Source organism: Pseudacidobacterium ailaaui (assembly GCF_000688455.1).
GTDB lineage: Bacteria > Acidobacteriota > Terriglobia > Terriglobales > Acidobacteriaceae > Pseudacidobacterium > Pseudacidobacterium ailaaui.
Map to the genome: position 1 here is coordinate 598,384 of NZ_JIAL01000001.1, position 12,475 is coordinate 610,858.

Genomic DNA, 12,475 nt, shown 5'->3' on the forward strand with positions numbered 1-12,475 from the left:
ATGCTGACCCATATCGCTCTCGATGCCATGGGCGCGGACAAAGCGCCTGAGCCGGAGATTCGGGGTGCTATTCTCGCCTGCCGTACTCTTCCAGTGCGCGTGCATCTGGTGGGGCCGCAGGAGAAGCTGCGTCCATTGCTCAACGAGTATCTGGACGGCGAGCGCCTGCCCATTGATATCATCCATGCCAGTGAACACATTGGCATGGATGAAAAGGCCGCCCATGCTGTCCGTACCAAGCGCGACAGCTCCATGCGGGTTGGACTCAGGCTCGTCCGCGAAAAAAAGGTCGCCGGTTTTTTCACTGCCGGAAATACCGGGGCCGCTATGGCCACAGCAAAGATGGTCTTGGGCGCGCTGCCCGGCGTCGACCGTCCTGCACTGGCAATGGTGATGCCTACCACGGCCGGATCACCCTGCGTGTTGCTGGACGTAGGCGCAAATGTGGACTGCAAGCCCCATAATCTGGAACAGTTTGCCGTTATGGGCGAGCTCTACGCCCGCAGCGTACTGAAGATTGCACGCCCCCGGGTCGGCCTGCTTTCCATTGGAGAGGAAGAAGGAAAAGGCAACGACCTGACAACGGAGACATTTCCTCTGCTGAAGCAGCTCCCGATCAACTTCATTGGCAATGTTGAAGGCCGCGACATCTATAACGGCCATGTAGACGTGATCGTTTGCGATGGCTTTGTGGGTAACGTTGCACTCAAGACCTCTGAGGGGCTGACCAGACTGGTCCGCGACATGCTGAAGCAGTCCTTGAATACAACCGTGACCGCTCAGGTGGGAGCCTTGCTCTCACGGAAGGCCTTCAACGCCTTCAAAAAACGGCTGGACCCATCGGAATACGGTGGGGCTCCGTTGCTTGGGGTCCGCGGTGTCTGCATCATCGGACACGGCTCCTCAAACGAACGGGCCATCTACAATGGCATTCGGGTGACCGCCGAATTTGCGCAGGCCGGAATCAATGAGCGCATCGAAAAGGAATTTGCACAGCGACCGCCTGCCCCGCCGCAACTTGGCGACGTTGGCCTGCCCTTGCAGTAGCCTTCCAGCACTTCAGATTTTTTCAGAAGATCAGAGCGATTTCCCTATCCAAATCCTGCTTCTGCCGCATTCCGGAACAGCAAACTGGAATGCGGCAGAGCAGTACGGTATGGGAAAAACTCAGTAGGTGGTGTTGTTTCCGTCGCTGCCAGCGTCCATGTACGCGACATCGTAGGCGGTGCCAGTCACGGTGACGTTTGAATTATCGCGAGCCGAGCCATCGCTGGTGTTGTAGATGTACACCTGGCCCCCCTCGGCGGTGTAGACCTTATGGAGTCCGGTCACAGCAGCAATTCCGGTCCCGTCGCCTTTGTAAGACTCAACCAATGCTGTGTTGTTCGCTGTATTGAACATGGTAATGCAGCCAAAAGGCGTACCCGGAGCGGTCGTCTGGCTCAGATTGTAACGTTCCCCCGACTCGCACTGGGTAGACCCGATCCACAGCGTGTTGTCGTCGGCGAGAATCATCTTGTTGTGCGTCCCATCGCTGATGGAATACTGGCCGGTAACCTGTCCTGTAAGGGTGTTAATGACAGAAAGATATCCGGCAAGAAGGTTGTTTCCCTGCACCTGCTGGCCTGCCACGGTATATGTATTTCCAGGAGTCAGGACCGCCTGCCCTGCGACATAAAAGGTATTTCCATCAAAGACGCCGTTTGTGGCGCCTCCGGGAACGGCAATCGTCTGCGTAGCAACGAGGGCAATACCGCTGGCTCCTACACCAGAGGGATTCAGAGAAGCGCTGGTAATCGGAATTTTGGTCACGCCTGCGCTGGTGCCCCCACATTCAGGGCCGCAGTTCAACACCCACGCGGTAGAACCATCGGCAGAGAAAACCGCCTTAATGGGACGATCAAACGTAGCGCCGTTGCTGGTGCTGACCGGAAATACGCAGTATGTAGGTAGGTTCTGCGGTTCACAATCCACCGCTCCGTTCCAGTTGGGATTGTTGATGGCCGCCTGCCTCTGGTCATTGTTCAGGTGGACCAGGCTATACACATTGTTGGTGTTCTGTACGAAGGCAAGGACCACGGTGTTGCCGGAATTCATGGAGACCCGATACACGCCCGGTAAATTCAGAGATACAGTGCTACCGTGGTCGTAAACCGTAAGCGAGTGCGCAGACTGGGCCGCGGCGTAGGCATAATTCAGGTCCTTCGAGATAAATACACTCTGGGCCAGTCCACCAAGGTTCGACGAGGAAAGTGAGCTTTTTACCTTTTCCTGGGAATAATCGATGATGGTCAGATTGCCATCGCCCACGGAATAAACCGCCCCCTGCTGCTCTTCCGGCATGTTCTGAATCGAAACCGGCAGCTTGCCCGAGTAGCCACTTATGGAAAAATTGACGGTGACATTGTTGTAGGCGTGCCGAATGTCATAAAAGGCATCATCAAAAAGCAGTTCGCCCTGCGACAATGCACTTGGATTCTGGACGGCCACGAGGACACGGTTCAGAACACCACTGGGCGGAAGGTTGCGGCCTGCAAAGTAATAGTTCTTGCCGCATGCGGTCAGGACCGACAGGGCGCACAAAATGGCAGCTGCGAGTAACAGACTTCTCTTCTTCAAAACCTTGAGACCTCAATCCGCTTCAAAAATACGGAATTTGCGGGAAAAACCAAGTATAACAAAGCAAACAGACCTCTTCCGACACCAAGACCGTTTTCTAATATTCTGAATTCATGCGTGTCGTTGCGGTCCAGCAATCTGGCGGCCCGGAGGTCCTGACGGTTGAAGAAATGCCGATACCCAGCCCCGGTCCCAAGGAAGTCCTGATTCAGACTGAGGCAGCCGGTATCAACCGTGCGGATATTCTCCAGCGCCAGGGACACTATCCCCCTCCACCGGGAGCGTCGCCAATTCTTGGACTGGAGGTCTCAGGAAAAGTCATCGAAACAGGCAAAGCGGTCACACGCTGGAAGGCAGGCGACTTGGTCTGCGCCTTGCTTCCAGGTGGGGGCTATGCCGAATACTCGATTGCCCATGAAGACTGCTGTTTGCCAGTTCCCGAGTCCGTTCCTCTGATGGAGGCCGCTGCCCTGCCTGAGGCCATCTTCACTGTCTGGGCCAATCTGTTTGCACAACCTCATCTGAAGGCAGGAGAATCCTTCCTGGTCCATGGAGGAAGCAGCGGCATCGGAACGATGGCCATCCAGATGGCAAGGGCCTTTGGAGCACAGGTTCTCACGACCGCTGGTTCTCAGGAAAAGTGCCGGTTCTGCCTTTCTCTCGGTGCAGAGAAGGCCTTCCATTACCGCGAAGAAGATTGGGAGGCCGCAGCGCTGCAGTGGAGTGCGGGACGCGGCATAGATGTGATTCTGGACATGGTCGGGGGAGATTACTTTCCCAGACACCTCCGGTTGCTCGCCCCCGGCGGACGCCTGATTCATATTGCAACGCAACGCGGAACGACTGTATCTGCTGACCTGCGCCTGATTATGTCAAAGCGGCTGATCATCACTGGATCCACCCTGCGCTCGCGTTCGGTGGAAGAAAAGGCGGCACTGCGCGAACAGATTGAGAAACAGGTCTGGCCGTTACTTCAAAATGGGACCATCCGTCCGGTCATCGACCGGATCTTCCCCCTAAATGAGGCAGCAGCAGCACACAAGAGGATGCAGGAGGGACAGCACCTGGGAAAGTTATTGCTCCGGATGAAACATTAAACCAGCCATTACCAGCTTCCCCGCTCCCCAAAGACATCAATCACGTGCCCCAAACGATCAGCGCCGTTCTCCCAGTTGACCTGGAGGGCCTTCTCCACCCGGTCAGGATTACCGGCGGTAATGGCCTGAATGATCTCTTCGTGTTCTGCGATCGAGCGGTGCAGATCATGGATAATGGAACTGGCATAGAGCCGCCAGTAACGCTCGGTCTGCGGCTCGATGGCCTTGTGCAGCGCGAGAAGACGCGGCCCGGCGCCTGCTTCCACAATGGCGCGGTGAAAATTATGATCGAGATCGAAAATCCCGCTCGCTTTTGCCGGACGCGCCTTCACGATTTCATCCAGTTGCCGATTGTAGTTTTTTAATTGCTGGGCAATCTCCATGCGCCTGGCTTCCGGCAAAGACGCAGTGCGACGTCCGGCGAGACCTTCAATGCGTCCAATGATCGAGTACAGCTCATTTGCGTCTTCTTTCGTCAGGGGAGCCACCACCATGCGCGACTTGCTGACGTTTTTGTGCTCCAGAACGTACCCTTCGCGCTGCAACCAATGCAGCGCACCACGGACCGGTGTGCGGCTCATGCCAAGCCGCGCCGCAAGATCTCCTTCGACAATCCAGGTACCTGGAGAAAGCCTCCCATGCACGATCAGCTCTCGGATTTCATGAAAGGCAGTGCGGAGACTGGAACCATGTTCTGCTTTGACTTTGGAAACTGTTTTCTTTGCAGGAGTCATATCGCAAGCCCCAGACTACTGGATATGCCGGATTTAATGAATACTTTCCTTGAAAGAATGTGCTGCGACAGAGGAAAGATTCGGATATACTCTTGATGTATCCAATTTTGTAGACATTATTAAATGCCAAGTCACACTGCACTGCACCGTATTCAGGTCATTGACTCCCATACTGCCGGTGAGCCTACCCGTCTGGTACTGTCCGGAGGACCTGATCTCGGTCCTGGACCTCTTTCTGAACGGCTCGAACGTTTCCGAAAACATCATGACATGTTCCGCTCGGCCATCGTCAATGAACCGCGTGGCTCTGATGTGCTTGTCGGCGCACTCTTGTGCGAGCCGTATGATCCGACCTGCGACATTGGCGTGATTTTCTTTAACAATGTTGGCTACCTGGGCATGTGCGGCCATGGCTCGATCGGCGTAATGGTGAGCCTGGCATGGATGGGCAGAATCGGGCCGGGGACCCATCGCATTGAGACACCGGTAGGAATTGTGAATGCCACTCTGCATCCAACCGGGAAAGTGACGATTGCGAATGTACCGAGTTTTCGCAGCCGCTCCGGAGTTTCCATCGATGTTCCCGGCTTTGGAAGGGTCCACGGAGACATTGCATGGGGTGGCAATTGGTTCTATCTCTTGGAAAACCCGACCATGCCTCTTACCCTGCAGCATGTGGGCGAGCTGACTGACTTCACCTGGGCCATCCGTCAATCACTGAAGGCGAACCGGATTACCGGTGAGGACGGCGCAGAGATTGACCATATCGAACTCTTCGGACCCCCGTCGAATGGCCATGCGCACAGCCGCAATTTTGTTCTCTGCCCGGGCAAGGCTTATGACCGGTCTCCCTGTGGTACTGGAACCAGCGCCAAGATGGCTTGCCTTTACGCCGATGGCAAACTTGCTCCGGGAGAGATCTGGCGGCAGGAAGGCATTCTGAATACGGTCTTTGAAGGTTCGATTCAAGTACGCGATGGAGTGGTGCTGCCCAGCATTACCGGAGAAGCTTATGTCACGGCGGAGTCCTCGCTTATTCTCGATGCAAAAGATCCTTTCCGCATGGGCATTGTTCCATGATTGCAACCTATGACGCCGTAGTCGTGGGCGCTGGTATCGTCGGTGCAGCCTGTGCCTGCGAACTTGCCCGCGCCGGAATGCGCACGGCGATCGTCGAAGCAGAGATCATTGGCGGCGGGGCCACCGCTGCGGGAATGGGACATATCGTCGTTATGGACGATTCACCTGCACAGCTCGCTCTCACGCGGTATGCGCAGGCGCTCTGGAATGAACTTGCTTCGCAACTCCCAGCAAGCGTGGAATACGACCGTTGTGGCACGCTCTGGGTTGCGTCGGATGAAGAGGAAATGCGGGAAGTGCACCGCAAGCAGGCTCTGTATACGTCAGTGGACATTTCAACGGAGGTCCTCGACTCCCAGGCCTTGGCTGAGGCCGAGCCGAATCTGCGTCGTCCCCTGCCAGGCGCACTGCTTGTGCCCTTTGATGCCGTGCTGTATCCGCCCTGTGCTGCTGTGTATCTGGTCGAATGCGCAAAGCTTGCAGGGGCCGTGCTTTATCTGGGGAAGACCGTAACTGGAGCGGAAAGGGGCCGTGTGGTCCTGAGTGATGGCACAGAACTTTCTTCTGCGCACATCATTCACGCCACCGGAGCTGGCGCAACGCGGCTGATGCCGCACCTGCCGGTAAGAAAACGTAAAGGACATCTGGTCATTACAGACCGCTACCCTGACTTTGTCCGCCACCAGCTTGTAGAGCTTGGCTATCTCAAAAGCGCACATTCCATAGCGAGCGACTCGGTCGCCTTCAACGTGCAGCCCCGCCGCACAGGACAACTACTGATTGGTTCTTCGCGTCAGTATAACGACACAGGACCGTGGGTGGACCAGAAAACTGTCTCGGCCATGCTGGCGCGGGCCTTTGATTTCCTGCCGCCGCTAAAGCATTTGTCCTCGATTCGTGTCTGGACAGGCTTTCGCGCTGCTACTCCGGACAAGCTTCCGCTAATAGGACCAACAGAAGATCCGTCTGTCTTTCTTGCTACAGGCCATGAAGGTCTGGGGATCACCACGTCGCTTGCAACGGCGCACCTGCTGGCGGATCACCTGCTCGGGCGAAAGTCTGCGATTCCGCTACAACCATATCTTCCGGAGCGATTTGCGCGGGAGGTGGCGTATGCCTGAGCGGGTTGCGCTCACAATCAATGGCAAGCGGTATGAGGCCCTTGAAGGCACAACGGTTGCTGCCGCCATCATGAACGCCGGAGCGACATGCCGTACATCCGTTGCTCGACAAGCCCGAGGGCCGCTCTGCGGAATGGGCATTTGCTTTGAGTGCCGCGCGACCGTGAACGGCAAACCCCACCAGCGTACCTGCCAGATGATCTGCGAAAACGGAATGGAAGTAGAAACGCAATGATGCAGCGCTTTGACATTGTCGTTGCTGGTGGAGGCCCCGCAGGGATGGCCGCGGCCGTCAGCGCCGCCGAGTGCGGCAAGCAGGTCGCCATTGTGGATGACAACTTAGCTCCAGGCGGACAAATCTGGCGCGGCAAAGACATTCCTGCAACCGCAAAGGAATGGCAAGCACGCGTAAATACCGCGAATGTCACATATCTTCAGGGAGCACGCATCTTTGCTCAACCTGCTCCCGCCGTTGTTCGCGCCGAACAAAATGGCGACCATCTTGATATCGCTTACCAGAAACTTATTCTCGCCACTGGAGCGCGTGAGCGGTTTCTTCCCTTTCCTGGTTGGACATTGCCGAATGTTCTCGGCACAGGTGGATTGCAGGCTTTGGTGAAAAGCGGCCTTTCCGTACAAGGAAAAAGCGTGGTGGTCGCAGGAAGCGGACCGCTTCTGCTGGCGGTGGCCGCTTATTTGCGAGCGCACGGAGCAAAGGTCCTTGCCATCTGCGAACAGGCGCCTTTCTTACGGCTTCTCACATTTGCAACTTCGCTGGTTACTGATAGAGAAAAACTCCGGCAGGCGATTGCCTATAAACTCCAGATGCTCGCTGTTCCTTTCCACACAAGCTGCTGGCCTGTTTCGGCGCAGGGACGGGGAAAACTCGAATCAGTCACGCTGCGCAAGGGCAATCGCACCTGGACCATTGTCTGTGATTATCTTGCCTGCGGTTTTCATCTTGTTCCCAATACAGAATTGGCAGAACTTCTTGGTTGTCGCATCGCAGATGGGAAAGTTGCGGTGGATGAGTGGCAACAGACCTCTGTCCTGAATGTCTACTGCGCCGGTGAACCAACTGGAATCGGCGGCGTGGAACTTGCACTGATTGAAGGACAGATTGCTGGATACGCATCTGCCGGAGAGCAGGACAAAGCACGTGCCTTCTTCCATGAGCGGGCAAACCGCCGAGACTTTGCGCGAAAGCTGGAAGAAACCTTTGCACTCGATCCTGCACTCAAAGAATTGGCTTCAGACGACACCTTCGTCTGTCGCTGCGAAGACGTTCCATATCGCGCCTTGAAACACGAGGACTCATGGCGCGCAGCCAAGCTGCACACACGCTGCGGCATGGGGCCCTGCCAGGGGCGCATTTGCGGACCAGCCACAGAATTTCTTTTTGGATGGAGCACCGGTTCTGTGCGACCGCCAATCTTTCCCACAACCCTTTCTTGCCTCGGAGCAACGCCCGAGCTTACAGAATTACAGGAGACACGATGAACTGGTTTGGCGTAATGCCCGCGATGACGACCGCTTTCGATGAGCATCTTCAGGTAGACCATGCCTTCATGCAACGCCATGCGCAATGGCTCCTCGATCATGGCTGCACGGGTTTGGTGATGCTCGGCTCCCTTGGTGAGGCGGCTACACTTGCCTTCGAGGAAAAGGTTGCGGTCCTGAAGAACATGGTTGCCTCAGCCAATGGCAAAGCGCCTATCGTGGCGGCCATCTCGGCGCTTTCGACAACAGAAGCTGTCTCGCTGGCAAAAGCAGCAGAGGATGCTGGCTGTTCCGGCCTGATGGTACTGCCGCCTTATGTGTATCGGGGAGACTGGCGCGAGATGAAGGCGCATCTCGCTGCCGTGTTTCGGGCCACCCCGCTCTCGTGCATGTTGTACAACAACCCTGTTGCGTATGGAACAGACTTCCTTCCGGAGCACATCGCAGAGCTGGCTGAAGCACACAAGAACTTCCATTCTGTGAAGGAATCCAGTACTGACGTGCGCCGCGTCACTGCCATCCGGGCATTGGTGGGCGACCGCCTGAAAATTTTTGTTGGCGTCGATGATGCCATTGTCGAAGGCATCGCTGCCGGTGCGTGCGGATGGATCGCCGGTCTCGTCAATGCTCTGCCTGCTGAGTCGGTAGCACTCTTCCATCTGGCCTATGAAGGGAAAACCAAAGAGGCCTTCGAGCTTTACCGCTGGTTTCTGCCGCTGCTGCGGATGGACACCCTTCCGAAGTTCATCCAGTTGATTAAGCTCGTGCAGCAGGAACTGGGAGTAGGCAATGCCCGCGTGCGTCCGCCCCGCCTGGAAATTACAGGAGAAGAATTGGTCGAGACAAAAAAGGTCATCGCAGAAGCAATGAAACATCGTCCTAAGATAAAGGAAGCGGCATTCGCGTCTGTAGCGATGCGTTGAACTGTGTGCTCCACACAAGCTGACAGACAGATGGTGTGGAATACGTCCAGCGTGATTTTCTAAAGAACTTTGTAGTGAAATTCAGGAACTTCCATGCTTCGCGGAACATCAATCATCGGACCAAAACGCGGCTGCTCCACTGGAGCCGCATTCTACGGCATCAATCCAGCAACCGGCGAGCAGCTACAACCTGCATTCTTCTCCGCTTCTGCAGAAGATGTGGACCGTGCCGCAACGCTAGCAGACAGTGCCTTCGCCAGCTACAGCAGACTTTCCAGGGACAAGCGTGCGGCTTTTTTGCGCAGCATTGCCGACGCGCTCCAGAAGAGCTCAGCTGAAATTATCGAACGCGCGCATCAGGAAACAGCATTGCCAGCGGCCCGCCTGGAAGGAGAACTGTCGCGCACAGCAAACCAGCTTCGCCTTTTTGCTGAAGTTGTTGAGGAAGGTTCGTGGGTCAATGCACGTATCGACACCGCAGATCCAAACCGTAAACCACTGCCTAAACCGGACATTCGTTCTGCACTTCAGCCACTGGGTCCGGTTGCTGTTTTTGGGGCAAGCAACTTTCCGCTGGCCTTCTCTGTGGCTGGCGGAGACACAGCCTCAGCGCTGGCCGCCGGATGCCCTGTGATTGTGAAGGCCCACCCCGCCCATCCGGGAACAAGCGAGCTGGCTGCCAATGTGATTCGCGACTGTGTGGCCGCAGCCGGCCTGCACGAGGGCGTCTTCTCCTTGCTTTTTGACTCAGGCATCGAAGTAGGCGCGCGACTCGTGCAGCATCCGCTCATCAAAGCCGTGGGATTTACCGGCTCTCTCCAAGCGGGACGCGCCCTCATGGACCTCTGCGCCAGCCGCCCGGATCCGATTCCCTGCTACGCAGAGATGAGCAGCACCAATCCGGTGTTCATCCTGCCTGGTGCACTGCATCAATATGAGAAGATTGCCGCTGATCTTACGGCTTCTTATACCCTTGGCGCAGGACAGTTCTGTACCAAGCCCGGACTTGTTTTCCTGCCTTCGCTGGAGGCATCTGCGGCATTCATAGAAGAGTTGAAAAAGCGTGCCGCCTCTTTGCCCGCGTTCAACATGTTGACTTCTGGTATCGCAGCGCAATATAAGCGCGGCGTCAAGCAGCGCATGGAATCTGGTATTGCGCGCATTCTGGTGGCCTGGGACCCAAGCACACCGCCCGCCGCCCAGGCCACGGCCGCGCTGCTGGAAACCAGCATTGAAGACATTCTGAACCGTCCGGAGTTATCCGAGGAAGTTTTTGGGCCCTCAACACTGCTGGTCCGCTATGAAAGCCGCGAGCAGGTGATTCGGGCTGCCGAGGCCCTGCAGGGACACCTTACGGCCACTCTTCTTGGCACGGAGGAAGATCTTGCCACGCATCAGGACCTGCTTGCAATCCTGGAAAGAAAAGTGGGACGCATTCTCTTCAATGGATATCCAACAGGCGTAGAAGTCTGCCATGCAATGGTACACGGTGGTCCGTATCCTGCCACTTCTGACAGCCGATCTACCTCAGTAGGCACCTTGGCTATTTACCGCTTTGCGCGTCCTGTCTGCTACCAGAACATGCCACAGACCGCATTGCCGCAGGCATTACAAAACGACAATCCGCTCGGACTGCTGCGCATGGTGAATGGACAGATGACACGCAAGTCAGTCCCATAATTGCAGCTTGAAAGGCTGCACTTCCGCCACTCCTGCAGTGGAGGCAAAAGAGAGGTTCTCAGCCCAGTCCCGCCCTGACTTTTGCGCCTTGAATAACTTGCGCCATCACGTCACGATATTTGTCAAATGTATCGTCTACAACTGTAATGGTCGGGATGACAAACTGCTTCGGGTCTACATGCGGATAGAAGTGTCCAAATCCTGCCTCGTGCACTCCTGTGCTTCCGCGTCCGGGAGCTGGGCGGCTCAGATGTTCATACGTGCGCACATATTTTCGGAAGCCGGGATGATACAGGTCTGCTGAGTTCACCTGATACATCGGGATACAGGCCATCAGTGCGTCGTAGTGCATTTCCCCTACTGGAACAATGTCAGGGTGCTTGCGTCGGAGTCCGGCCACCAGATCGCGCGTGCCCTCAAACATATCCGCTTTGGTGTTGTTCTGCCATCCGCCCACGATATCGAGAAAATATGCATCCACGTTGTACTTCTCAATGACCTCTGAGATACGTTCTGAAAGCCAGTTTCGCCATGATGCCACACCGAGATTCATGAATGGGCTCCAGCCTTCCATTCCGCGGTCATTGTCCCAGTCCACCCAGTCCAGATCGTAGGCATTGCCGTCAATCCGCTCCGTTGTTGCATCGCTGAAGTGCCGAAAATCCGCCAGCGTTTTGTTTGCGGAATTTGTTCCGAACATGGGCATAAAGCGGAAGCCCATCCTGTGGCCTTCATCGACCAGACGCCGCAGACCGTCTTCTCCACCTAAACGCGGCTCTGCCTTGTAGATGGGATAGTTCCAGTAATAACGACCGTCCCACGCCGGCAGAAATACAAGCACATTTTTACCGGGGATCTGCGTGTTGGTCCATCTGAGGATCTCCAGCATCCTCGTAAAATCGTTAAAGATATACCCTGTCCAGTGCATGCCATGCAGCGCAAGCACCAGATTCGTTTCGCGCATCCATCCGGGGACATCTCTGCGCGTCTCCCAATCGGGGATGCTAAATGCCTTCTCCAGATGCGCGTAATGCGGACGGGCCGCAGCCTCCAGGCTTGAGGCATATCCAACACGCCAGCGGCAGCTGGTAATTCTATTGCTGCGCTCCCATCCGGCGGCTTCGTAAATCAACTCAGTGCGATAGCCCGCATCGCCCGGCTGAAGATAGTAGCGCACACCACGCACCTTCTCTTGCTCCGCTGAGAGCACAAAATACTGTTGCGGAGACTTTTCGATGAGGACAAGCGGCGTCGTCAGTCCTCCGCCCAGATAGGGGTATTGCAACAGAACTTCATTGTCTTTCGGATCAAAGAACTGGTTCGCAGAAGGTGAAATTCGTCCGCGAGGAACGCCGCGCAGCACCGTTGCTATGGATCTGATGGGGCGGTCCATCTCAGCGCTGACTTGCCATAGGATGTTGCTGCCATCACGCCGGACCAACGCTGTCAGATGCCCTGGAGCGGTCATCTGACCTCCGGCCCAGACAAACTGCGAGCATTCAATCTCTATGCCATCGCTCACAGTCCGCACCTGGACATGCGCCGCGTCCAGCCCATAGGTGTTTTCAAACGTAAAGACGCGAAATCCGAATTGCAGGCCGGCAAAGGCGACAGATGGTTCAGGAAAGTCATAGCTGAACTTGAAGAAACTCTCGCCCCGCGGAGGAAGATAGACGCCACTGCTCGACGTAAGCGGAATAACCTGCATGTTTCCTGCTTCT

General features: G+C 55.9%; 11 protein-coding genes. 8 read left to right on the forward strand and 3 right to left on the reverse strand.

Annotated elements, in window-relative coordinates; translation table 11 throughout:
* Nucleotides 1–1,047 carry a phosphate acyltransferase PlsX gene (gene plsX, locus N655_RS16990; RefSeq protein WP_044933861.1) on the forward strand — a complete coding sequence of 349 codons (1,047 nt, stop codon included), beginning with the start codon at nucleotides 1–3 and terminating at the stop codon, nucleotides 1,045–1,047.
* A 120-nt stretch (nucleotides 1,048–1,167) separates the two neighbouring features.
* Here the strand turns inward: plsX and N655_RS16995 are convergent, their stop codons facing one another.
* On the reverse strand, nucleotides 1,168–2,619 hold the full coding sequence (locus N655_RS16995) for a hypothetical protein (RefSeq protein WP_155987483.1): 1,452 nt from the start codon (nucleotides 2,617–2,619) through the stop codon (nucleotides 1,168–1,170).
* Between the two features lie 113 nt (nucleotides 2,620–2,732).
* On the opposite strand from N655_RS16995, the gene N655_RS0102820 reads away from it, so the two are divergent.
* Entirely contained in the window at nucleotides 2,733–3,716 is a 984-nt protein-coding gene (locus N655_RS0102820) for an NAD(P)H-quinone oxidoreductase (protein ID WP_026441772.1), read from the forward strand.
* An 8-nt stretch (nucleotides 3,717–3,724) separates the two neighbouring features.
* On the opposite strand, the gene N655_RS0102825 is transcribed toward N655_RS0102820, so the two are convergent.
* Nucleotides 3,725–4,450 carry a GntR family transcriptional regulator gene (locus tag N655_RS0102825; protein ID WP_026441773.1) on the reverse strand — a complete coding sequence of 242 codons (726 nt, stop codon included), beginning with the start codon at nucleotides 4,448–4,450 and terminating at the stop codon, nucleotides 3,725–3,727.
* A 123-nt stretch (nucleotides 4,451–4,573) separates the two neighbouring features.
* On the opposite strand from N655_RS0102825, the gene N655_RS0102830 reads away from it, so the two are divergent.
* From N655_RS0102830 to N655_RS0102855, 6 genes are all read left to right on the forward strand, one after another.
* The gene (locus N655_RS0102830; RefSeq protein WP_026441774.1) at nucleotides 4,574–5,530 is read left to right on the forward strand and encodes a proline racemase family protein; all 957 of its coding nucleotides are present in this window, start codon (nucleotides 4,574–4,576) and stop codon (nucleotides 5,528–5,530) included.
* Nucleotides 5,527–6,651, forward strand: coding sequence for an NAD(P)/FAD-dependent oxidoreductase (locus N655_RS0102835; protein ID WP_026441775.1), 1,125 nt, complete (start codon nucleotides 5,527–5,529; stop codon nucleotides 6,649–6,651). The genes N655_RS0102830 and N655_RS0102835 overlap by 4 nt, the downstream gene beginning before the upstream one ends.
* Nucleotides 6,644–6,886 (forward strand): (2Fe-2S)-binding protein, encoded by a 243-nt coding sequence (locus N655_RS0102840; RefSeq protein WP_026441776.1) that lies wholly within the window; start codon nucleotides 6,644–6,646, stop codon nucleotides 6,884–6,886. The genes N655_RS0102835 and N655_RS0102840 overlap by 8 nt, the downstream gene beginning before the upstream one ends.
* Complete coding sequence (locus N655_RS0102845) at nucleotides 6,883–8,151, forward strand: FAD-dependent oxidoreductase (protein ID WP_238324447.1); 1,269 nt, start codon at nucleotides 6,883–6,885, stop codon at nucleotides 8,149–8,151. Before N655_RS0102840 ends, N655_RS0102845 begins: the two co-directional genes overlap by 4 nt.
* Nucleotides 8,148–9,074 (forward strand): dihydrodipicolinate synthase family protein, encoded by a 927-nt coding sequence (locus N655_RS17000; protein WP_044933865.1) that lies wholly within the window; start codon nucleotides 8,148–8,150, stop codon nucleotides 9,072–9,074. The genes N655_RS0102845 and N655_RS17000 overlap by 4 nt, the downstream gene beginning before the upstream one ends.
* A gap of 93 nt (nucleotides 9,075–9,167) precedes the next feature.
* Complete coding sequence (locus N655_RS0102855; RefSeq protein ID WP_026441778.1) at nucleotides 9,168–10,754, forward strand: aldehyde dehydrogenase (NADP(+)); 1,587 nt, start codon at nucleotides 9,168–9,170, stop codon at nucleotides 10,752–10,754.
* A 58-nt stretch (nucleotides 10,755–10,812) separates the two neighbouring features.
* Here the strand turns inward: N655_RS0102855 and N655_RS0102860 are convergent, their stop codons facing one another.
* Nucleotides 10,813–12,462, reverse strand: a complete 1,650-nt coding sequence (locus N655_RS0102860) for an alpha-amylase family protein (RefSeq protein WP_044935118.1) — start codon at nucleotides 12,460–12,462, stop codon at nucleotides 10,813–10,815.
* Nucleotides 12,463–12,475: the final 13 nt, after the last annotated feature.

What these genes read in the sequence shown, in the direction of transcription:
- N655_RS0102835 (WP_026441775.1), top strand. Translation starts at nt 5,527, where the DNA reads ATGATTGCAACCTATGACGCCGTAGTCGTGGGCGCTGGTATCGTCGGT.
- N655_RS0102830 (WP_026441774.1), top strand. Translation starts at nt 4,574, where the DNA reads ATGCCAAGTCACACTGCACTGCACCGTATTCAGGTCATTGACTCCCAT.
- N655_RS0102840 (WP_026441776.1), top strand. Translation starts at nt 6,644, where the DNA reads ATGCCTGAGCGGGTTGCGCTCACAATCAATGGCAAGCGGTATGAGGCC.
- N655_RS0102825 (WP_026441773.1), bottom strand. Translation starts at nt 4,450, where the DNA reads ATGACTCCTGCAAAGAAAACAGTTTCCAAAGTCAAAGCAGAACATGGT.
- N655_RS0102845 (WP_238324447.1), top strand. Translation starts at nt 6,883, where the DNA reads ATGATGCAGCGCTTTGACATTGTCGTTGCTGGTGGAGGCCCCGCAGGG.
- N655_RS0102855 (WP_026441778.1), top strand. Translation starts at nt 9,168, where the DNA reads ATGCTTCGCGGAACATCAATCATCGGACCAAAACGCGGCTGCTCCACT.
- N655_RS17000 (WP_044933865.1), top strand. Translation starts at nt 8,148, where the DNA reads ATGAACTGGTTTGGCGTAATGCCCGCGATGACGACCGCTTTCGATGAG.
- N655_RS0102820 (WP_026441772.1), top strand. Translation starts at nt 2,733, where the DNA reads ATGCGTGTCGTTGCGGTCCAGCAATCTGGCGGCCCGGAGGTCCTGACG.
- N655_RS0102860 (WP_044935118.1), bottom strand. Translation starts at nt 12,462, where the DNA reads ATGCAGGTTATTCCGCTTACGTCGAGCAGTGGCGTCTATCTTCCTCCG.
- plsX (WP_044933861.1), top strand. Translation starts at nt 1, where the DNA reads ATGCTGACCCATATCGCTCTCGATGCCATGGGCGCGGACAAAGCGCCT.